Source organism: Kitasatospora sp. NPDC059722, assembly GCF_042733235.1.
In the GTDB taxonomy this organism is placed as follows: domain Bacteria; phylum Actinomycetota; class Actinomycetes; order Streptomycetales; family Streptomycetaceae; genus Kitasatospora.
Genome location: NZ_JBHWGD010000013.1, coordinates 103,249 through 122,267 on the forward strand (window position 1 = coordinate 103,249; position 19,019 = coordinate 122,267).

The 19,019-nt window shown below is 73.1% G+C and carries 21 protein-coding genes; 7 read left to right on the top strand and 14 right to left on the bottom strand.

Features of this window, described 5'->3' with window-relative positions:
• Positions 1 to 8 precede the first annotated feature (8 nt).
• On the top strand, positions 9 to 650 hold the full coding sequence (locus ACFV4F_RS11380; RefSeq protein ID WP_380443773.1) for a class I SAM-dependent DNA methyltransferase: 642 nt from the start codon (positions 9 to 11) through the stop codon (positions 648 to 650).
• 4 nt (positions 651 to 654) lie between these two features.
• On the opposite strand, the gene ACFV4F_RS11385 is transcribed toward ACFV4F_RS11380, so the two are convergent.
• On the bottom strand, positions 655 to 1,041 hold the full coding sequence (locus ACFV4F_RS11385; protein WP_380443771.1) for a hypothetical protein: 387 nt from the start codon (positions 1,039 to 1,041) through the stop codon (positions 655 to 657).
• 485 nt (positions 1,042 to 1,526) lie between these two features.
• On the opposite strand from ACFV4F_RS11385, the gene ACFV4F_RS11390 reads away from it, so the two are divergent.
• The gene (locus ACFV4F_RS11390; protein ID WP_380443769.1) at positions 1,527 to 2,045 is read left to right on the top strand and encodes a hypothetical protein; all 519 of its coding nucleotides are present in this window, start codon (positions 1,527 to 1,529) and stop codon (positions 2,043 to 2,045) included.
• A 113-nt stretch (positions 2,046 to 2,158) separates the two neighbouring features.
• Here ACFV4F_RS11390 and ACFV4F_RS11395 read toward each other — a convergent pair whose 3' ends face one another.
• The 6 genes from ACFV4F_RS11395 to ACFV4F_RS11420 all read right to left on the bottom strand — a co-directional run bounded on the left by ACFV4F_RS11395 (position 2,159) and on the right by ACFV4F_RS11420 (position 6,845).
• Positions 2,159 to 2,968 carry an alpha/beta fold hydrolase gene (locus ACFV4F_RS11395; RefSeq protein WP_380501714.1) on the bottom strand — a complete coding sequence of 270 codons (810 nt, stop codon included), beginning with the start codon at positions 2,966 to 2,968 and terminating at the stop codon, positions 2,159 to 2,161.
• A 51-nt stretch (positions 2,969 to 3,019) separates the two neighbouring features.
• On the bottom strand, positions 3,020 to 3,688 hold the full coding sequence (locus ACFV4F_RS11400; protein ID WP_380501716.1) for a DUF4097 family beta strand repeat-containing protein: 669 nt from the start codon (positions 3,686 to 3,688) through the stop codon (positions 3,020 to 3,022).
• A gap of 252 nt (positions 3,689 to 3,940) precedes the next feature.
• Entirely contained in the window at positions 3,941 to 4,819 is an 879-nt protein-coding gene (locus tag ACFV4F_RS11405) for a S41 family peptidase (RefSeq protein ID WP_380501718.1), read from the bottom strand.
• 43 nt (positions 4,820 to 4,862) lie between these two features.
• On the bottom strand, positions 4,863 to 5,660 hold the full coding sequence (locus ACFV4F_RS11410; protein ID WP_380498003.1) for a thioesterase family protein: 798 nt from the start codon (positions 5,658 to 5,660) through the stop codon (positions 4,863 to 4,865).
• 75 nt (positions 5,661 to 5,735) lie between these two features.
• Positions 5,736 to 6,509 (bottom strand): GNAT family N-acetyltransferase, encoded by a 774-nt coding sequence (locus tag ACFV4F_RS11415; RefSeq protein ID WP_380443760.1) that lies wholly within the window; start codon positions 6,507 to 6,509, stop codon positions 5,736 to 5,738.
• 51 nt (positions 6,510 to 6,560) lie between these two features.
• Positions 6,561 to 6,845, bottom strand: a complete 285-nt coding sequence (locus ACFV4F_RS11420; RefSeq protein WP_380443758.1) for a winged helix-turn-helix transcriptional regulator — start codon at positions 6,843 to 6,845, stop codon at positions 6,561 to 6,563.
• A 58-nt stretch (positions 6,846 to 6,903) separates the two neighbouring features.
• Between ACFV4F_RS11420 and ACFV4F_RS11425 the strand changes: the two genes are divergently transcribed.
• Positions 6,904 to 7,068 (top strand): hypothetical protein, encoded by a 165-nt coding sequence (locus ACFV4F_RS11425; RefSeq protein ID WP_380443756.1) that lies wholly within the window; start codon positions 6,904 to 6,906, stop codon positions 7,066 to 7,068.
• 197 nt (positions 7,069 to 7,265) lie between these two features.
• Positions 7,266 to 7,976 carry a hypothetical protein gene (locus ACFV4F_RS11430; protein WP_380443754.1) on the top strand — a complete coding sequence of 237 codons (711 nt, stop codon included), beginning with the start codon at positions 7,266 to 7,268 and terminating at the stop codon, positions 7,974 to 7,976.
• Between the two features lie 10 nt (positions 7,977 to 7,986).
• On the opposite strand, the gene ACFV4F_RS11435 is transcribed toward ACFV4F_RS11430, so the two are convergent.
• The 4 genes from ACFV4F_RS11435 to ACFV4F_RS11450 all read right to left on the bottom strand — a co-directional run bounded on the left by ACFV4F_RS11435 (position 7,987) and on the right by ACFV4F_RS11450 (position 11,563).
• A complete protein-coding gene (locus ACFV4F_RS11435) occupies positions 7,987 to 8,631 on the bottom strand; it encodes a TetR/AcrR family transcriptional regulator (protein ID WP_380443752.1) in 645 nt (214 codons plus the stop codon).
• A gap of 286 nt (positions 8,632 to 8,917) precedes the next feature.
• Positions 8,918 to 9,679 (bottom strand): FAD:protein FMN transferase, encoded by a 762-nt coding sequence (locus tag ACFV4F_RS11440; protein WP_380501720.1) that lies wholly within the window; start codon positions 9,677 to 9,679, stop codon positions 8,918 to 8,920.
• A complete protein-coding gene (locus ACFV4F_RS11445; RefSeq protein WP_380501722.1) occupies positions 9,676 to 10,143 on the bottom strand; it encodes an FMN-binding protein in 468 nt (155 codons plus the stop codon). The genes ACFV4F_RS11440 and ACFV4F_RS11445 overlap by 4 nt, the downstream gene beginning before the upstream one ends.
• 82 nt (positions 10,144 to 10,225) lie before the next feature.
• On the bottom strand, positions 10,226 to 11,563 hold the full coding sequence (locus ACFV4F_RS11450; RefSeq protein WP_380501724.1) for a ferric reductase-like transmembrane domain-containing protein: 1,338 nt from the start codon (positions 11,561 to 11,563) through the stop codon (positions 10,226 to 10,228).
• 476 nt (positions 11,564 to 12,039) lie between these two features.
• On the opposite strand from ACFV4F_RS11450, the gene ACFV4F_RS11455 reads away from it, so the two are divergent.
• The 3 genes from ACFV4F_RS11455 (at position 12,040) to ACFV4F_RS11465 (ending at position 14,768) form a co-directional block, all read left to right on the top strand.
• The gene (locus tag ACFV4F_RS11455) at positions 12,040 to 12,573 is read left to right on the top strand and encodes a DUF6542 domain-containing protein (RefSeq protein WP_380501726.1); all 534 of its coding nucleotides are present in this window, start codon (positions 12,040 to 12,042) and stop codon (positions 12,571 to 12,573) included.
• Positions 12,566 to 14,233, top strand: coding sequence for an LCP family protein (locus ACFV4F_RS11460; protein ID WP_380501728.1), 1,668 nt, complete (start codon positions 12,566 to 12,568; stop codon positions 14,231 to 14,233). Before ACFV4F_RS11455 ends, ACFV4F_RS11460 begins: the two co-directional genes overlap by 8 nt.
• 154 nt (positions 14,234 to 14,387) lie before the next feature.
• Positions 14,388 to 14,768, top strand: a complete 381-nt coding sequence (locus ACFV4F_RS11465; RefSeq protein WP_380440050.1) for a VOC family protein — start codon at positions 14,388 to 14,390, stop codon at positions 14,766 to 14,768.
• A 75-nt stretch (positions 14,769 to 14,843) separates the two neighbouring features.
• On the opposite strand, the gene ACFV4F_RS11470 is transcribed toward ACFV4F_RS11465, so the two are convergent.
• The 3 genes from ACFV4F_RS11470 to ACFV4F_RS11480 all read right to left on the bottom strand — a co-directional run bounded on the left by ACFV4F_RS11470 (position 14,844) and on the right by ACFV4F_RS11480 (position 18,829).
• The gene (locus ACFV4F_RS11470) at positions 14,844 to 15,899 is read right to left on the bottom strand and encodes a 2-oxoacid:ferredoxin oxidoreductase subunit beta (RefSeq protein WP_380440048.1); all 1,056 of its coding nucleotides are present in this window, start codon (positions 15,897 to 15,899) and stop codon (positions 14,844 to 14,846) included.
• Between the two features lie 73 nt (positions 15,900 to 15,972).
• Complete coding sequence (locus tag ACFV4F_RS11475; protein ID WP_380440046.1) at positions 15,973 to 17,952, bottom strand: 2-oxoacid:acceptor oxidoreductase subunit alpha; 1,980 nt, start codon at positions 17,950 to 17,952, stop codon at positions 15,973 to 15,975.
• 214 nt (positions 17,953 to 18,166) lie between these two features.
• Entirely contained in the window at positions 18,167 to 18,829 is a 663-nt protein-coding gene (locus tag ACFV4F_RS11480; RefSeq protein WP_380440044.1) for a response regulator, read from the bottom strand.
• Between the last annotated feature and the right edge of the window lie 190 nt (positions 18,830 to 19,019).

Consider the following 19,019-nt stretch of genomic DNA (forward strand, 5'->3'; position numbering starts at 1 on the left):
CGTCGCCCGTGCCTGAACTCTCGTCACATCACCAGACCACCGCCGGCGCGTACGACGCCGTCGCCGTCCGCTACGCCGACCTCGTCCGCGACGGGCTCGCGCACCTCCCGCTGGACCGCTCGTTCGTCACCGCCTTCGCGGACGTCGTGCGGTCCGGCGGCGTTCCGGGCCCGGTCGCGGACCTAGGCTGCGGGCCGGGGTACGTGTCCGCGTTCCTGCGCGGGCTCGGCCTCGACGTCTTCGGCGTCGACCTGTCCCCCGCGCTCGTCGGGATCGCCCGCGAAACGTACCCGGGCATCCGGTTCGACGTCGGGTCGATGGACGCGCTGGAGGCGGCGGACGGGTCGCTGGCCGGGGCCGTCTCCTGGTACTCGCTGATCCACACACCTCCGGCGGACGTCCCCTCGTACCTGGGCGAGTTCAGGCGGGTGGTGGCCGCCGACGGGCACGTCCTGCTCGGCTTCTTCGAAGCCGAGGGGGACCCGGTGACGCCGTTCGACCACAAGGTGACGACGGCCTACCGGTGGCCGATCGACGAACTCGCGCGGCTCGCGGGCGAGGCGGGGTTCACGGAGGTCGGCCGGATGCTGCGGGAGCCCGGCGAGAACGAGCGCTTCCGGCGCGGGCACCTGCTGCTGCGGGCCGTGTAGCGACTCAGCCCTGCGCGGCCTCGGCCTCGACCTCGAGCTCGACCTGGATCGGCGGGAGGGGCTGCGCGGGGCGGGGCTTCGGCTCGGACAGGGCGCCGGCGAGCAGGAGTCCGAACCCGACCAGTTGGAAGGGCAGGGTGAACAGCGGGACCAGGTTGGCCCCCAGGACCGGATCGGTGGCGCGGATCAGCGGTTCCAACCAGAGCGTCAGGGCGATGGTGGAGACGACCGGCGCGAGTGCCATGACCAGGCAACCGGCCATGGCGAGGCGGGCGTTGCGGCCCCTCTTGCGGATGTGGTTCGCGGCGACGACGGCGCCCACGAGGGGCGTCAGGACGTCGACGGCGATGACGCCCAGGCCGATGAGGCCGGCGGTGAGTTGATCGCTCAAGGGGTTCCGATCCGGGTGCGGGACGGGGGCGGCGCGAAGATATCGGGCCTGGGGTGGGGAGTACAGCGGTTATCGGGCCGGAGGGCGGAGCGCCGCCCCGGCAAACCGGTCGCGTGCCCGGTGCGGAACTTCGTAGGATCGCGGACAGCGGGACCGCGCAATCCCGCAGGATGCGGCCCGTGGCAGAGCGGCCCATTGCAATCGATGCACCGGAGGACCCCCGTGCATCGATCGGCGGAGGAGGAGCGGCCCTGCTCCGAGTCTGCCCGTGGGTTCGAATCCCACCGGTTCCCGCATCCGCCCCACTCTTTCGACGGCGCAGGAAGTCGGCTGGATCGACTTCCTGCGCTTTTCCGTCGGCCTGGCCGGGGCGGGGCCACCGCCAGGCTCCGGACCCTCGTCCTCGGGGCCGAGGCCGGGGAGTTCGACCACCTGACCTGAGGCCCGCCCCTCGGTCCGCACAGCCGGGGGGTATCTTCCCGATCATGAACAGAGTCCGAGCCACCAGGCTCATCGGGTCGAGCTTCGGGCTCGTCTTCGTCCAGGCCAACGCCGGCGCCCTCCCCGACCCCGTCTCCGTCCCCCTCCGGGTCCTCGCGGTCGCGGCCTTCCTCTTCCTCGGTCTCTTCAACCGCCGACCCGCTCCCGAGGCGACCACCGCTCCCGAACCCCGGTTCGGTGGTCGCTACTGGCTCGTCGCCGCCGCCGAAGTGGTGGGCATAGCCGCCGGCCTCGCCGTCATCAACAAGGCCTTCCACACGCCCACCGCCACCGTCGGCTGGATCGCCTTCGTCGTCGGCGTCCACTTCTTCGGCCTCGCGACCGCCTGGAGCCGCCCCCAACTCCGCGTCCTCGGCGGCTCGATGGCAGCCTGCGGCGCCGTCGGCATGGCCCTGGCCTTCCTCGGCGCCCCCGCAGCCGCCGTCTCCACCGTCGCCGGCATCCTCCCCGGCGTGTTCCTCTTCGCCTCGGTCTGGTGGTCCAGCCGGCCTCAACCGAGCTAGGGACTCGCCCTCTTCTCCAAGAAGTGCTGAAGCCGAAGGCACTGGGTGTGAATCGCTCGGTCGGGGCGCAGGAGTCCCGCAGCTCCGGATGGACGGCGGACCGCTCGCACCGCTCATGCAGCCTGGCGGTCGCGGGTGGTGGCGAGCTCGCGGGCCGCGGCGGCGACGGCGCGGAAGTCCTTGCGGAGGATCTTGGAGTGGTTGCTCGGGACCTTGGCGCTGACCTCGATGTTCGGGTTGCGGGCGAGCACCGGTTCGAGGTTGGCGCGGAACTGCTCGATGTCCTTCTCCTTGGCGCCGAGGTTGCCGCCGGTGGCGACCACGTAGCGGGTCGGTGCGGTCAGGCCGTCGAGGACCGGTTCGAGGGCGGTCGGCGCGCAGAGTTCGATGGCCTGGAAGTTGATGTCGGCGTGCTGGGCGGCGTTCATCCGGGCGGCCATGCCGAGCGGGCGGCAGATCGGGAAGAGCGGGCTCAGGCGGCGGAACAGCTTGCGGATCTTGGCCCGCGCCGCGTCGTCGAGCCAGCCGCTCGGACTGGGCATGGCGCCGTCGACAGAGACCACGCCCGCCACGCGCCCGGGGTTGCGGGCGGCCCAGTTCACCGCGACCAGTGCGCCGTACGACCAGCCCACCAGGATCGGCCGTTCCACGCCCCGCGCCGCCAGCACCGCGTCGACGTCGCGCAGGCACGCCTCGAACGAGTAGTCCGCCGACCGCGCCGACTTGCCGCGGGCCCGCTCGTCGAAGGTGATGTGCCGGTAGCCGGGGCCGAGTTCGGCGATCACGCGCCGCCAGTGCGACTGGTCCGCGTAGGACCCGTTCAGGTAGACCACCGGAGTGCCGGACCCGCCGGTGTCGGTGACGGCCAGGGCCGTGTCCTCGACCTGCACCATGCCGGTCCAAGCAGCGTGGTTGATGCTCATGGTGTGCCTCGTTTCGGAAAGTTCGGACGTGGTCGGGACGGGCGGGGCGGTTCAGATGCTGCGGGCGGTGATGTCGCCGTAGGCGGTGGTCGCCCGGACGCGCAGGTCGGCGGTGCCCTCGGTGTTCCGGAGCGAGTTGTGGATCCGGCCGTAGGAGGTGCCGGCGTCCAGCGAGGCGGACACCCCACGGGCGGCACCGACCGAGATCTCCCCGGACTGCGTCTCCAGCACGACCTCGCCGCGCACCGCCTCGCCGATGCGGATGTCGCCCTGCTGGGCGGTGACCGTGGCCGGGCCGTTCAGACGGCCGACGGTGATGTCGCCGGCCTGGACGGTGAGCCGGGCCTCGGCGACCTCGGCGAGCTCCACCGTGGCCCGAGCGCCCTCGAACGCGACCTCGCCGAGCCGTCCCACGCCGCGCAGTTCGGCGTCGGCCGCCTTCGCCTCGACGCGGGATCCGGACGGCAGGTGGACGGTGACCTCGACCGAGCCGGAGTTGCCGAGCATCCGGCTCTCCGCCTCCCGGGCCGCGATCCGCAGGACACCGTCGGCGTACCCGACCTCGATCCGCTCGGCCGCCTTCACGTCACGGCCCTTGGCGGCGTTGGCCGGCCGGACCTCGACGGTGGTCTCGGCGCGGTCGGCCGCGATGAGGCGGATGCGGCCCGCGGGGACGTCGAGGACGGCGGCGACCGGGGCGGGGGTGGCGAACGTCTGCATCGTCTTCTCCTTCGATCAGCGGCGGGGCCTGGTTGCCCTCGCCGTTTCTGACGATGGAAAAGCTACGTTGCTTTCTAGTTAGCGGCAACACATTCGTTGCGAGAAACTGCCATCACAGCAGGTCAGAGCCAATAAATCGTTGCAGAGCCCCTGAAGAGTAATGCAACGAACAGGTCGGATCGTTGCAATGCGACGCAGGTGAACGCTACGCCCCGGGCGTCGGCGGCCGGCCAACAGCCGGGGCGCGGGACCTCACCGCAGGAGGTTCAGGGCGGCCTCCAGGGCATCCTCGGCCGGGACCTTCACGTCGGGCTCCACGCCGACGCCCTCCCAGTTCGTGCCCGTCACCGGGTTGATCGAGCGGGCCGTCGGGACCGTCACCATCACGTGCGGGGCCACCGGGATGCGGGCCGTGGGGTGGGCGCCTCCCCTGGTCGTCTCGCCGACCAGCGTGCCGCGCTTCAGTGTCTTCAGGTTGTAGGCCAGTTCCTCTCCGCCCGAGAACGTGAAGTCACTGGTCAGCACGACCACCCGGCGGTCCAGGTAGCGCGGCGCGGCGAGGTGTCCCAGCGTCCAGTACTGCCGGATGCTGTCCGCCTTCCGCTCATAGATGTCGTTGAGGTGCACCTCGTCGTTCGCGAAGAGGTAGCTGCACCACAGCTGCACGCCCTCCGGCGCCCCGCCGGCGCATTCACGCAGGTCGATGATCAACGCCTCGGTCGGCGCCAGCAGTTGCATCGCCGCCGCGAACGCCGGGCCGCCGAGCTCCGCCGGGGCGATCATCCGGAGGTCGAGGTAGCCGATGTTGCCGTCCAGCTGCTCCACGCGCCGCACGCCGTAGTTGTTCGCCCGCGCGTACTGGGCGAACCGCTCCCGGGCGACGCTCTCCGGCTCCTCGTCCATCGACTGCGGCTCCTCGCTCCACAGCAGCCGCAGGTGCTTGTCGGGACACACCGCTTGCAGGTCCCGCGTCACCTGCTCGCACAGCTCCTGCTCGGGCAGGCCCTCGTACGCGCCTTCGGCCAGCCGGCCGCGGATCGCCGCCTCGATCGCCGCCGTCTTCTCGGGGTACACGTAGCCGGCGGTGATGCGGGCGAGGGCGGCGTCGAGTATCGCTTCATGAGTGGTCATTCGCGCGATGGTAGGTCTCCGCCGACCGAACACCCAGCGGTTTTCACGCCCCCGGCGAGACCCCCAGCGACCGCACGGTGAGCGACTGCTGCGCGGAGCCCACCGGGCCGTGGACGTCGTGCAGGACGGTGCTGGTCAGGCCGTGCCCTGTCGGGCCGAAGGTGACGGTCGTGTCCATCCCCGTCCAGCGGCCCTCGGGCTGCCGGTGCAGGTGGATGGTGAGGTCCACGTTCGGGAACATCCACTCCGTGTGGTCCTGCCGCACCGCGATCCCGTTCGCCGTGTCCACCAGGGCGACGAACGACGCGAGCGGGCCGATCTCCTCGCCCGCCACCAGCCCGACCTCACTGCCGATCCAGGCCTGGGCCCGGCCCTGCGCCAGCTCCCGGCGCCGGACGTCGATCGACGCGATGTAGCCGCCGTCCCACAGCTCGCTCATCGGCCACGGCTCGAACTCCCCTGGCCCGGCGAGGGGTTCGACCGGGCTGCCGGCCACGGCCGACGTGTCGGAGGTCGCCAGGTACCAGGCGCGGGCGCGGATCACCGCCCGCTCCCCGATGACCAGGACCGCCTCCACCAGCTCGACCGTCCGCCCCGGCCGGATGGTCTCGACGGTGATCTCGCACTCGTCGACGGCGAGCCGGCCCAGGATGTCGAAGGCGATCCGCGACAGCGCCAGTCCGCCCGCCGCGCCCGTCTGCGCCCGGTGCCGCTCGATCGCGTGGACGACGAGGCCGCCCACCGGGCTGAAGTGCAGTTCGTCGTCGTTCCAGGCGCCGCCCGCGTGGACGGTGGGCTTGAAGCGACGCTCGCCGGTGCGCTCGAAGTAGCTGTCGTTCACGCTCGCGATCGTAGGCGCCCGAACATCCCCCCGGAACGGTGACGATCCCCACACCCCCCGCGCGACCCCCGCAGCTCAGCGCGCCGCGACCACCAGCTCCTCGAACGTGGCGGTGGTGGTGAATCCCAGCTGCTCGTAGAGGTGGATAGCCGGGGCGTTGTCCGTGCGCACGTTGAGGCCGATGTGTGCGGCCGTCCTCGCGAGGCGGCGGCACAGCGCGGTGACGCAGGCGCGGGCGAGGCCCCGCCCCCGGGCGTCCGGGCGGGTGGTCACGTTGCCGAGGACGGCGACGCCGTACGCGGCGGAGTGGACGTGCACGCCGGCCGTGGCCAGCAGCCGGCCGTCCGCACCGCGGAGGCCGACGTAGCCGCCGCCGAGCACGAGTCGCTCGTCGAACCAGGACTCGGGGTAGGCCTCGGCGAGGAGCGTGCGGAGGTCGGGGACGTCGTCGCCGGTCAACAACGCGGACTCGAAGGCGGGTTCGGGGAGCGAAGGCCCGTCCGGGAGCATCATGCGAAGCAGCGTCGAACGGTGCTCGACACCGAAGTCCGGCGCCAGGGCGCGGTGAGCCCCCACCGGCAGCATCGCCGTGAAGCGGCGCGGCAGGAACGGGCGCAGCTCGCCCAGGAGCGCTTCGAGCGCCGGGACGTCGGCCGGGCGGGCAAAGGCGAGCAGGACCGGGATGCCGCCGCCCGTGTAGAGCAGGGCCACCGGGCCACCGGTCGTGTACCAGGTGGTGTTGGGCCACAGCGTGTCGTCGAGGTCGCCGAGTTCGAAGAGGTGGAGCGCCGGGTCGGCCAGGAAGCGGGCGGCGAGGGCGGACCGGTCGTGCAGGCTGATGAGGGGCACTCGGTGAGGATACGGACAACCGCCGCGCCCGCTCGGTCGGGTTCGCACGCGTCACGCCGGGAGGAAGCGCACCCCCGGCCCCGAGGCCCGGTAGACCTCGCCGGACGGCAGGTGGGTGTGGCCGGCGGCGCATTCGAGGACGAGGGCGACCGGCTCGTCGCAGGGCTCCTCGTCGTCCGCGGCCGCGTGCCGGACGACGACGCCCGGGCCCTCCTCGTCGGCGAGGTACTTGTCGCCCCACTCCAGCAGCGCGAGCAGCGTGGGCCGCAGGTCCGTGCCCTTCGGTGTCAGCCGGTACTCGAAGCGCTGCCGGTCGCCGGGCGTCGCCGACGTCACCGAGGCGATCCTCGACGCGGAGGAGGGGGCCTGGCCGCGCGACCCCGGCCGGATCTGGGTGTTCCCCACCGAGGTCCCGGAAGGGCACTGGGGGACCGCCGGGCAGGTCAGGCCCCTTGCGGCGATCCTCGCCCGGCTCACCGGGGGCGACCGCGCGCGGGCCGGCGCACTCGCCGCGCAGCGGCTCGCGGCCAGCCGGGCCGAGCACGCCGCGCTGCCGTAGATGTCCAACAACGCGGCGGGAGCGGGGTGTTCGGCACCCCGCTCCCCCGCGCCGGGCCGTGTCCCGGTATGGTCGCCGGGCTGTCACGGCGTGGTCAAAAGGCCGTCAAAGCCGTGGTGCCCGTGCGCCGGCGTGCGCTATCAACGTTCACCGAGAGGACCGCCGACCGACGGTCCACGAGCACGGGGGAACGACACGTGAACAGCTCCGCCTCCAGTACGGGCATGCGCGCGCTCGCCGGCCTCGCCGTCGTCGGCGTGCTGACGCTCACCGCCTGCAACGACAACTCGTCGTCCGACACGGCGAAGACCGCCGCACCCGCCGCCCCGACGACCGCGGCCCCGGCGACCACCGCGGCCGCGCCGTCCGCCACCCCGAGCGCCGCCGCGCCGACGACCCCGGCCGCCGCGCCCACCGCCTCCGCGCCCGGGGGCGCCCTGGCCGCCGGCACCGGCAAGGACGCCGCAGCCGGGACCACCGCCAAGATCGGCGACACCGTCCAGGTGCCGTTCAGCTCCGGCAGCACCAAGGGCAGCATCGCCATGGCCGTCACCTCGATCGAGCAGGGCACCCAGGCCGACCTGGACAGCCTCAAGCTCGGCGACAAGGCCGCGGGCATGGTGCCGTACTACATCCACTACAAGTTCACCAACGTCGGCACCACCGACCTGTCCAACAGCACCCTGACCCACATCAGGGGACTCCAGCCGGACGGCTCCGGGGCGCAGGGCGTGGCGATCTTCACGTCCTTCCCGAAGTGCACGGCCAGCCCGATGCCCCCGGGCTTCACCAACGGCCAGTCCGCCGTCGGCTGCTTCGTGTCGCTCGCGCCGGCGGCCTCCAAGGTCGCGGGCGCCGAGTACTCGGCCGACCCGTACACCATCGGCAAGGGCGTCGTCTGGAAGTGACGCCCCCGGTCTACGGGGTGCCCGCGGGCACCCCGTAGACCTTGAGGAACGCGTCGACCCCGACGGCGGCGATCCGCCCGACCTCCTGCTCCGGCACCGGCAGCGCGCCCCAGAAGGAGCGGTCGGCCACGCCGTGGAAGGTCAGCAGCGTGAACTGCTCGGCGGCCAGGGCCGGATCGTCGACCGCCAGCAGCCCGCGGGCGGCCAGGGCCGTGAACCTCTCGGCGAGGTCGCGCAGCGAGGCGATCGGGCCCGCCTCCAGCCACGCCTCGAGGACGTCCGCCGGGATGTTGGCCACCTCGGCGCGGATCGCGCGGCCGAGCGCGCCGTGATCGCCCGCGGACAGGACGGCGTGCGCGCGGTCGACGGCGAAGTCGGTGAGGTCCTGCCGCAGGTCGACGATCTTCCCGAGGCGGCGGTCGGCCAACTCGCGGATCGTGCCGGTCAGTTCGGCGGAGCTCGTCAGGGCGACCGACAGGAAGAGCGTCTCCTTGTCGGCGAAGTGGTTGTACACCGTGCGCTTCGAGACGCCGGCCTCCGCCGCGATCGCGTCCATGCTCGCGCGGACGTACCCCTCGCGCCCGAACACCGCCGTCGCGGCCCGCGTGATGGCCACCCGCTTCTCCGGGCGCCCTGCTCCGCTCGTCACCGCCACGGCGACTCCTGTCCTGAATGGGAAACTAGCCGGTGCAGTGTATAGCAGTGGGGCGAGGGCCGGGATGCGGCCGGCCGGGGAAGCCCTGCCGGGGGCGAGGGCCGGGCGGGGGCGGGGGCCGGACGAGGGCGAGGGCCGCGGCCGGAAGCCGGCCCGACGGGACCGGCCGCGCGGCGCGGCGGGGCCCCGGCCGGGCGGGGTGTGGCCGGGGCCGGCGGTGGGGCCACCGGTGCCGCCGGGCGGCAGGTGCGCCTGCGGCGGCGGGCTTCGGGCCGCTCCTCCCCCGTCATCCGACCGCCCGCGCCGCGTCCGTGCGGGCCGGGAAGCCCGGGGTCCACCGGGTGGCGCCGGTCGGCAGGACGGCGAGCGCCTCTATCCCCGGCTGGGCGGCCGCCCAGGCGAGGCCCCGGTCGGGACCCATCGCGAAGGCCGCCGTCGTCCACGCGTCGACGCGCGCCAGCCGTTCGCCGACCAGGGTCAGCGAGGCGAGGCCCTGCGCCGGTCTCCCCCGGTACGGGTCGACGATGTGGGCGCCGCGCTCGGCGGTGCCCGAGGTCGCCACCGCGACGTCGTTCCCGGTGACCACGGCGACCACCTCCCCCGGCCGCAGCGGGTCCGCGATGCCGACCCGCCAGGGCCCGCCCGCCGTCTGGACGTCGCCGCCGCCGCTCACGCAGTGCCGCCCGTAGCCGGCCTCCCGCAGGGCCCGCGAGGCCTCCTCGACCGCCCAGCCCTTGACCCAGCCGCTCGGGTCGAGCACCCCGCCGGGCCGCATGGTGAAGAAGCCGTCCGTCTGCGCCGCCACCTCGCGGCAGCGGGCCAGCACCTCCGCGACCTCGGGGTCGCACGCGCCGAGGGCGATCTCCCCGCGCTCGAACCGGTTGATGTCGCTGTCCGCCCGATAAGGGGAGAAGACCTCGTCGATCCGGTGCAGCCGCACGACGATCCGGGCGAGCAGGTCCTCCAGTTCCCGGCCGCCGCCGTGAACGGCGAAGGAGAAGACCGTCCCCATCACGTGCTCGGCGTGCCTGCGCACCCCCGCTGTCATGAGCCCGCCTTGTCGAGGGCGCTCTGCAGCGAGCGGGTGTAGCCGTCGCTGGTGTAGGTGGCGCCGGAGACGACGTCGATCGCGGCGCTCTGGGCCGAGAGGGCCTCCTGGTTGAGCACCGGCAGGGCGTAGCTGTTGATGGACCGGTCCCGCCCGCTCTCGCTCGGGTACCTGACCACGTCGATCCTGGTGATCTTCTTGCCGGCGAGGGTCACCTTGACCTGGACCGGCCCGTACCGGGTGTCGACGGAGTCCCCGGTGATCGCGCGGGTGCCCGAGGTGTCCGAGGCCTGCGCGGGCGGCGCCGAGGAGGTGCCGGACGTACCACCGGAGCCGCCCGAGCTGCCGGAGCTGCCGGAGCTGATCGGGGCGGCGGCGGTCGCGGCGCCCTGGTGCGGCTTGAGCGACAGCAGCAGGATCACGCCCGCGGCGGTGGCGCTGCCGACGACGACGGCTCTGCGCACGGTGGGTACTCCCCTTGCTCGTCGGGAACGGTCGGGAACGGTCAGGGACTTGGGGCTTCGGAGACTTTCGGGGCAGGGACGGTCAGAAGCCGAAGGCCTCGTGGTGGATCCGGCGCACGCCGGCCGCGTGCAGGGCCCGGACGGCGTCCGCGGAGAACTCCTCCGGGCCGCAGAGGAACACCTCGTGCCGGGCGAGGTCCGGGACGAGCCGGCGCAGCACGGCCCCGAGGTCGCCGACCTCGGCGCGGGTGCCGACCACCGGGTGGACGGCGGCGCCGCGGCGGGCGGCGATCGCGGCGAGCTCGTCCTGGAACAGCAAGTCCTCCGAGCGGCGGGCCCGTTGGACCAGCGTCACCTGGCCCGGCAGCGTCTCGAACAGCGCCCGCAGCGGGGTGATGCCGACCCCGGCCGCCAGCAGCAGCACCTTGCGCCGCCGCTGTCGCCGCCCGGTGAACGCGCCGTACGGGCCCTCGGCCCGCACCGGGGTGCCGGGCTCCAGCTTCGCGACGGCGGCGCTGTGCTCGCCGAGGTCCTTGACGGTGAAGCGCAGGAAGGGCGGGCGCACCGGCGCGGACAGCGAGTACGGGTTGGCGGTCCAGCGCAGGCCGGGCGCCTTGAACTCCAGGCGGAAGAACTGCCCGGGTTCGGCCCGCAGCCGCTCCACCTGCTCACCGACGAGGAACACCGACACGACTCCGGGGCCCTCCGGCCGCACCTCGGCCACCCGCAGCCGGTGCCGCCGGTCGCGCAGGTAGGGCAGCGCCAGCCGGCACCAGCCGAGCACGGCGAGGGTGCCCAGGTAGAGGGCGTACCAGGCCGGGCGGGCGGGGCCGTCGCCGAGGTCGGCGCCGGTGGTGAGCTGGTGGCCGAAGGCGAGCGCGACGGCGAGGTAGGTGGCCAGGTGCAGGTAGAACCAGGCGTCGTAGCCGAGGCGGCGGCGGGCGATCCGGGCGGAGAGCGCGCCGGTGGCGAACAGCAGGAGCGTCCCGGCGGTGGCCTTGAGCATGTCGGGGTAGTGGAGGACGATGTCCACGCCCTCCCCCACCACCCCGCGCCCGTCGGTCAGCGCGTAGCCCCACACGATCGTGAGGACGTGCACGGTGACCAGGCCGACCAGGTAGCGGCCGCCGAAGGCGTGCCAGCGAGCGAGCCGGTCGGCGCCGACCTCCCGCTCCAGCAGCGGGATCCGGGCCATGAGGAGCAGCAGGACGGGCGCGGCGTACCCGGCGAGCAGGCCGGAGATCCGGCCGGCCCCGCTCAGCCAGCCCGCGGCGCCGGACACGAAGGCCGTGTCGCGCCACCACAGGGCGAGCACGCCGAGCGCGCCGAGGGCGACGGCGGCGAGCACCGCGCCGGGGACGAGCTCCTCCGGAGCCCGGTGCCGGACCGCCGCGGGCGGCGGTGTGACGGTGGCGGCCATTGCGCGCCCCTCCTCTCGCCTCCGGGTGCCTCTCGGGGAGCGCCATTGTGCTGGCGGGAATTCAACGAGGCCTGAGCCCGCCGTCCGCCGTGCCCGCGAACGCCCCCGAACGACCCGGAAAGCCCGGCATCACCGCAGGTCAGGAGCGTCTTTTCGGGAAGCGCTTTTCTCACCGCCTTCTCATCCGCGACAATCGGCGCCACGGCCGACGGCGCCCGGGCGGGGAAGTCGCCGGGAGACCGCGGAGAGCCCTCGGCCCGAAACCTGCGCCGAACAGGGGTGCTATATGCTGCGCTCGATCTCTACACCCGTGTAGAGGAAACCTGTACGCGAGCCTGCCCCCGACCGACAGCGGGAACCGGCCGGCCGAACGCCGACGTCCAGTCATCGACAGCGACCACGACGCCGTCCCGCCGAGGGACCGGGTGAGGCCGCCGACGTGGCACACGGGCGCGGCAGACACCGGGGGTGAGTGCGTGGCTGGAAGACGAGGACGGACGTCCTCCGCCCAGGAACCGGAACGGCGGCCGGGACGGCCCGCGGCTCCCGAGCCGTCCGCGGCCCCCGGGCGCGGCGCGGCGGCCGGACGGTCCGCCGCGGCGGGCCGGAGCGCCGCACCGGCGCGGAGCCGCCGCCCCGGCGGCGCCCTGCTGCCCGCGGCGCTGGCCCTCGTCCTGCCCGCGCTCGGCGCGGCCGTCGACGAGCTCTCCGGCCCCGGCATGGGTTTCGCGTTCGCGGCCGGCGCCGTCCTCGGGACGGGCCTGGCGGCGGCGCTGAGCACCCGCAACGGCTGGTGGTGGGTGCTGTGCGCCTCGCCGCTGGTCGTCCTCGGCGTCACGGCCGCCGCCGAACTGGCGGCCGACGGCGACGCGTACAAGGGCAAGGCGCTGGCGACCGGCTCCGCGAAGTGGGTCGTCCACGGCTTTCCCGTGATGGCCGCGGCCGCAGGGGCGGCCGTGCTGGTGATCGTGGTCCGGGTGGTCCTGGACGGGAGGAAGCACCATGGCTGAGAACCCCGCCGGCGGCGAGGGCCGCGGCGCGGCCCGACGCGCCGCGCAGACCCCGAAGGCACCGGCCGCGCGCCGGTCGCCACTGCTCATCGCCGGCCGCACGGCGGCCGTCTCCACGGCGCTCGCGGTCTTCGTGTCCAGCGGCGTGGTCTGGTACGAGTACACGTCCCTCACCGACGGCATGACGACGTCCAACGCCATCGCCGAGACGAAGAAGGACGCGCCCAAGCACCTGGACAACTCGGTCAACCTGCTGCTGATCGGCCTCGACAGCCGCAAGAACATGGACGGCACCGACCTGCCCCCGGAGTTCGTCCAGGACGAGCTGCACGCCGGCCACAGCTCCGACATCGGCGGCTACAACACCAACTCCCTGATCCTGCTGCACATACCGGCGGGCGGCGGCAAGGTCCAGGCCGTCTCCATCCCCCGCGACGACTACGTCATGACGTTCAAGGGCGACGGCACCCAGATGGGCATGGCCAAGATCAAGGAGGCCTACGGCAACGCCAAGGACAAGGCCACGCCCGCGCTCCAGGCCAAGGGCCTCAAGGGCGCGGACCTGGAGAAGGCCGGCCGCGACGCCGGGCGCGCGGCGACGATCCGCACCGTCCAGACCTTCCTGGACCAGCCGATCGACCACGTCGCCGAGGTCAACCTGATGGGCTTCTACGACATCGCCAAGGCGGTGCAGCCGATCGACGTGTGCCTCACCCACGACACCAAGGACCCGGCGATCGAGGGCCAGGGCTCCGGCGCCGACTTCCACAAGGGCATCAACCACCTCAACGCCTCCCAGGCGCTGTCCTTCGTCCGCCAGCGGCACAACCTGGACGGCCCGGACGGGAACTCCGGCGACTTCGCCCGCACCCACCGCCAGCAGGCCTTCATCTCGTCCGTCACGCACAAGCTCAAGCAGGACGGCATCATCAGCGACCTGGGCAAGCTCAAGGACCTCTTCGGCGTCGTGCAGAAGGACCTGGTCATCGACAACCAGTGGAACGTCCTCGACTTCGCCCAGCAGGCGCCGGCCCTGACCGGCGGCAACGTCGAGTTCAACACCCTCACCTTCGACGGCTTCGGCAAGAAGAACGGCCAGGACGTCAACCTCGTCACCCCGTCCAAGATCCAGAAGGTGGTCAAGCAGGTGTTCGGCTACGCCGACGCCTCCGCACCCGCGCCCGCACCCGGCGGCGGCCCGGGTGACTCGCCCACCACCGAGGCGGCCCAGCCCGCCCAGGCGCCGACGACGCCCGCCGCGGCCGAGGCCGCCACGGTGAACGTCTACGACGCCTCCCCCGTCAAGGGCGCCGGCGCGTCGGAGTCCAAGGCGCTCGTGGCGATGGGCTTCAAGGAGGGCAAGGTCCTCCAGGCGACGTCCAAGCCGAAGACCACCACCGTGGTCTACGGCAAGGGTGCCAAGGACGCCGCCGACCAGATCGCCGCCCGCTACGGCGTGACCGCCACCGAGTCGGCCTCCTCCTCGCCCGGCCACGTCACCGTCACCCTCGGCACCTCCTTCACGGGCGCGGCCGGCGACAAGCCCGCCGCCCCGGGCGCCGGCGCCTCGCAGGCTCCGGCCGACCCGGCCGCCGCCCTGCCGATGCAGGGCCCCGGCGTCGACGCCCAGTCCGACGGCGGCATCCCCTGCGTCTACTGACGCACCCCACCCACCGCGCCGAAGGCGGGGCCCCCACCCGGGAGTCCCGCCTTCGGGCGTTTGCGGCCGACCCCTCGACACTTTCTCCGTACTATGTATAGTGTACTGCGTACGGGATAATCGTACGCCCTGTTCCGAGGAGAGGTCCACCGCCGTGCAGATCACCGACTCCGTCGTCTCCCTGACCGTCCCGGACGTCTCCGCGTCCGCCGCCTTCCTCCAGCGGCACTTCGCCTACACCGAACTGATGTCCGCCGACGGCTTCGTCTCCCTCGGCCACCCGGGCGGGGGCGTCAACGTGGTGTTCCTCCGGCGCGGCATCGAGGTCCTGCCGGAGAGCTACCGCGACGACACCGCGGCCGGCGTGATCCTCGCGTTCACCGTCGCCGACGCCGCCGCCGAGCAGGAGCGCCTTCGCGGCGAGGGCGTGGGGATCACCATGGAACTGCGCCAGGAACCGTGGGGCGAGAAGCTGTTCCAGGTCACCGACCCGAACGGGGTCGTGATCGAGGTCGTGGAGTGGGTCCGGCAGTAACCGGCGGCGGGCACACGCGACGGCGCCCCCTCGACCGGCCGGGTCGAGGGGGCGCCGTCGCACGCGCGGAGGACGTCAGTCGACCGTCCACGTGTCGTTGCCCGCCAGCAGCGTGGCGAGGTCGCCCGGGCCGCGGTGCGCCACCGCCGTCGCCAGCTGGTTCGCCATCAGCTCGTCGTACACCGGGCGCCGCACGTCCCGCAGCACCCCGATCGGGGTGTGGTGCAGCGTGTCCGCGTCCGCGATCCGCGACAGCGCGAACGCCGCCGTCGCACTCGCCGCGTGCGCGTCGTGCACCACCAGCGAACCCTCGTTGTCCGACGTCACCGCCGCCGTGAACAGCTCGCCGTCCGGCCCCCGGAACACGCCCTGGCCGCCGTCCGCGCCGAAGCGCACCGGCGCGCCGTGCTCCAGCCGGATCAGCGCCTCGTCCCGGGTGCCCGGCTCCTTCAGCACCTCGAACGCGCCGTCGTTGAAGATGTTGCAGTTCTGGTAGATCTCCACCAGCGCCGTGCCCTCGTGCAGCGCCGCCGCCCGCAGCACCGACTGCAGGTGCTGGCGGTCGGAGTCGATCGTCCGCGCGACGAACGAGGCCTCCGCGCCGATCGCCAGCGACAGCGGGTTGAACGGGGCGTCCAGCGAACCCATCGGCGTCGACTTGGTGATCTTGCCGAGCTCGCTGGTCGGCGAGTACTGGCCCTTGGTCAGGCCGTAGATCCGGTTGTTGAACAGCAGGATCTTCAGATTGACGTTGCGGCGCAGCGCGTGGATCAGGTGGTTGCCGCCGATCGACAGCGCGTCGCCGTCACCCGTCACCACCCACACGCTCAAGTCCTGCCGCGACGAGGCCAGGCCCGTCGCGATCGCCGGCGCCCGACCGTGGATCGAGTGCACGCCGTAGGTGTTCATGTAGTAGGGGAAACGCGATGAACAGCCGATGCCGGAGACGAAGACGGTGTTCTCCCGTCTGATCCCCAGCTCCGGCATGAACGACTGCACGGCCGCCAGGATCGCGTAGTCCCCGCAGCCGGGGCACCAGCGCACCTCCTGGTCCGTCTTGAAGTCCTTCGCGGTCTGCCGCTCCTCGGTCTTCGGCACCAGGCGCAACGAGGGGAACTGCTGCTCGCTCATGCGCCCACCTCGCTGCGCTCGGCGGTCGCTTCGCGAAACACGCACCCCTTGATCGTTCGCTCGCTGCGCTCGCTCATCGGTGGTCCTCCTCGTCCAGGGTGCCGATCGCCGCCCACAGCACGTCCGCCAGCTGCGCCGCCTTGAACGGCAGACCGCGCACCTGGTTGTAGGACTCCGCGTCCACCAGGTACTTGGCGCGCAGCAGCAGCGCCAGCTGGCCGAGGTTCATCTCGGGGACGATGACCTTGTCGTAACTCCGCAGCACCGTGCCCAGGTTGGCCGGGAACGGGTTCAGGTGGCGCAGGTGCGCCTGGGCGATCTCGCCGCCGTCGGCCCGCACCCGGCGCACCGCCGCCGTGATCGGCCCGTACGTCGACCCCCAGCCGAGGACCAGCACCCGGGCCTCGCCGCTCGGATCGTCCACCTCGACCGGCGGCACCGCGATGCCGTCCACCTTGGCCTGCCGGGTGCGGACCATGAAGTCGTGGTTGGCCGGGTCGTAGGAGATGTTGCCGGTGCCGTCCTGCTTCTCGATGCCGCCGATGCGGTGCTCCAGGCCGGGGGTGCCGGGCAGCGCCCACGGGCGGGCGAGCGTCTTCGGATCCCGCTGGTAGGGCCAGAAGGCGCCGTCCTCGCGGTTCGGACCGGTCGCGAAGTCCGGCTCGATCACCGGGAGTTCGTCCACCTCGGGGATCCGCCACGGCTCCGAGCCGTTGGCCAGGTAGCCGTCCGAGAGCAGGAACACCGGGGTGCGGTAGGTGACCGCGATCCGGGCCGCCTCCAGCGCCGCCGCGAAGCACTCGGCCGGCGTCGCCGGGGCGACGATCGGCACCGGCGCCTCGCCGTTGCGCCCGAACATCGCCTGGAGGAGGTCCGCCTGCTCGGTCTTGGTCGGCAGGCCGGTGGACGGGCCGCCGCGCTGGATGTCCACGACCAGCAGCGGCAGTTCGAGCGAGACGGCCAGGCCGATCGTCTCGCTCTTGAGCGCGACGCCCGGACCCGAGGTCGTCGTCACGCCGAGCGCGCCGCCGAAGGCCGCGCCCAGCGCCGCCCCGATGCCGGCGATCTCGTCCTCGGCCTGGAACGTCCGCACGCCGAAGTTCTTGTGCTTGCTCAGCTCGTGCAGGATGTCCGAGGCCGGGGTGATCGGGTACGAGCCGAGGTACAGCGGCAGCCCGGAGCGCTGGGCCGCGGCGATCAGGCCGTAGGACAGCGCGAGGTTCCCGGAGATGTTGCGGTAGCGGCCGGCCGGCAGCTTCGCCGGCGCCACCTCGTAGGAGACCGCGAAGGTCTCCGTCGTCTCGCCGAAGTTCCAACCCGCCCGGAACGCGCTGATGTTGGCCTCGGCGATCTGCGGCTTCTTCGCGAACTTGCCGCGCAGGAAGCTCTCGGTGCCGCCGGTGGGCCGGTGGTACATCCAGGACAGCAGGCCGAGGGCGAACATGTTCTTCGCCCGCTCGGCGTCCTTGCGGGCCAGGCCGCTGTCCTTGAGCGCCTCCAGCGTCAGCGTCGTCAGCGGCACCTTGTGCAGGTGGTAGGCCTCCAGCGAGCCGTCGGCGAGCGGGTCCGCGGCGTAGCCGACCTTGGCGAGGGCCCGCTTGGTGAACTCGTCGGTGTTGACGATGATCTCGGCGCCGCGCGGCAGGTCCGCCAGGTTCGCCTTGAGAGCGGCCGGGTTCATCGCGACCAGGACGTTCGGGGCGTCGCCGGGGGTCAGGATGTCGTGGTCGGCGAAGTGCAGCTGGAAGGACGAGACGCCCGGCAGGGTGCCGGCGGGGGCCCGGATCTCGGCGGGGAAGTTCGGCAGGGTGGAGAGGTCGTTGCCGAAGGACGCCGTCTCGGAGGTGAACCGGTCACCGGTCAGCTGCATCCCGTCGCCGGAGTCGCCCGCGAACCGGATGATCACCCGGTCCAGGCGGCGGACCGGCTTGGCGTGTCTGCGCTGCGCACTGGCCGGCACGGCCGCGCCGGGGCGGCCGTCACCGGGACCCGAACGGTTCTCGTCGCCGTCCGAGCCGTCCACTGCCTCTGACTGATCGACCTGACTGGTCACTGCCGCGGACCTCCTCGTGGGCACGCCACCGCGGGCGCGACCCTGTGCCCCGTCCGCCTGGTGCACCTCTGGCATCCTATGCGCGCGCAACCGGCCGGGGCCGGAACTCCCGCGTGCGGCGGGAAATGACCGGTACGCGCCCACAGCACCATCAACGCGCGGCGGCCGGAGATCATTCCGGCCCCCGGCCCCGGCCCGATCCGCAGGACGGGCCCTACGAGTTGATGTAGGTCAGCACGGCGAGCACCCGGCGGTGGTCCTCCGGGCTCTGGGCCAGGCCGAGCTTGAGGAAGATGTTGCTGACGTGCTTCTCGACCGCGCCGTCGGACACCACGAGCTGGCGCGCGACCGCCGCGTTGGTGCGGCCCTCGGCCATGAGGCCGAGCACCTCGCGCTCGCGCGGGGTCAGATTGGCCAGAACGTCGCCCTTGCGGCTGCGGCTGAGCAGCTGCTGCACGACCTCCGGGTCGAGCGCGGTGCCGCCCTCGGCGACCCGCAGCACCGCGTCGGCGAACTCGCGCACCTCGGCGACGCGGTCCTTCAGCAGGTAGCCGACGCCCCGGGTGGATCCGGCCAGGAGTTCGGAGGCGTAGCGCTCCTCCACGAACTGTGACAGCACCAGCACGCCCAGCTGCGGGTAGCGGCCGCGCAGCTCGACGCACGCGCGCAGGCCCTCGTCGGTGTGCGAGGGCGGCATCCGCACGTCGGAGACGACGACGTCGGGCAGGTCGCCGGCGTCGGCCAGGTCGTGGACGGTCTTGAGCAGGGCGTCGCCGTCCCCGACGCCCGCGACGACCTCCAGGCCGCGGTCGGTGAGCAGCCGGGTCAGGCCCTCCCGCAGCAGTACGGAGTCCTCGGCAATGACGACGCGGCGCATGGCGACCTTCCGGCAGGGGTGAGCTGACGGGCCCAGTCTTCCCTATCAGGGCGGCGGCGCGCCGGGGGTTGCCGGGCCCGGGGGGGGGGGGGGGGGGCCCCCCCCCCCCCGGCCCGGCGGCCCCCGCCGGGGGCGGGCGCGCCCACACCCCCCCGCGCGGGCGGGGGGGCGCGGGCGCGGCCCGCGCGGG

What these genes read in the sequence shown, in the direction of transcription:
- ACFV4F_RS11440 (WP_380501720.1), bottom strand. Translation starts at nt 9,679, where the DNA reads ATGACAGCGGGGGTGCGCAGGCACGCCGAGCACGTGATGGGGACGGTC.
- ACFV4F_RS11400 (WP_380501716.1), bottom strand. Translation starts at nt 3,688, where the DNA reads ATGCAGACGTTCGCCACCCCCGCCCCGGTCGCCGCCGTCCTCGACGTC.
- ACFV4F_RS11480 (WP_380440044.1), bottom strand. Translation starts at nt 18,829, where the DNA reads ATGCGCCGCGTCGTCATTGCCGAGGACTCCGTACTGCTGCGGGAGGGC.
- ACFV4F_RS11390 (WP_380443769.1), top strand. Translation starts at nt 1,527, where the DNA reads ATGAACAGAGTCCGAGCCACCAGGCTCATCGGGTCGAGCTTCGGGCTC.
- ACFV4F_RS11395 (WP_380501714.1), bottom strand. Translation starts at nt 2,968, where the DNA reads ATGAGCATCAACCACGCTGCTTGGACCGGCATGGTGCAGGTCGAGGAC.
- ACFV4F_RS11460 (WP_380501728.1), top strand. Translation starts at nt 12,566, where the DNA reads ATGGCTGAGAACCCCGCCGGCGGCGAGGGCCGCGGCGCGGCCCGACGC.
- ACFV4F_RS11450 (WP_380501724.1), bottom strand. Translation starts at nt 11,563, where the DNA reads ATGGCCGCCACCGTCACACCGCCGCCCGCGGCGGTCCGGCACCGGGCT.
- ACFV4F_RS11470 (WP_380440048.1), bottom strand. Translation starts at nt 15,899, where the DNA reads ATGAGCGAGCAGCAGTTCCCCTCGTTGCGCCTGGTGCCGAAGACCGAG.
- ACFV4F_RS11405 (WP_380501718.1), bottom strand. Translation starts at nt 4,819, where the DNA reads ATGACCACTCATGAAGCGATACTCGACGCCGCCCTCGCCCGCATCACC.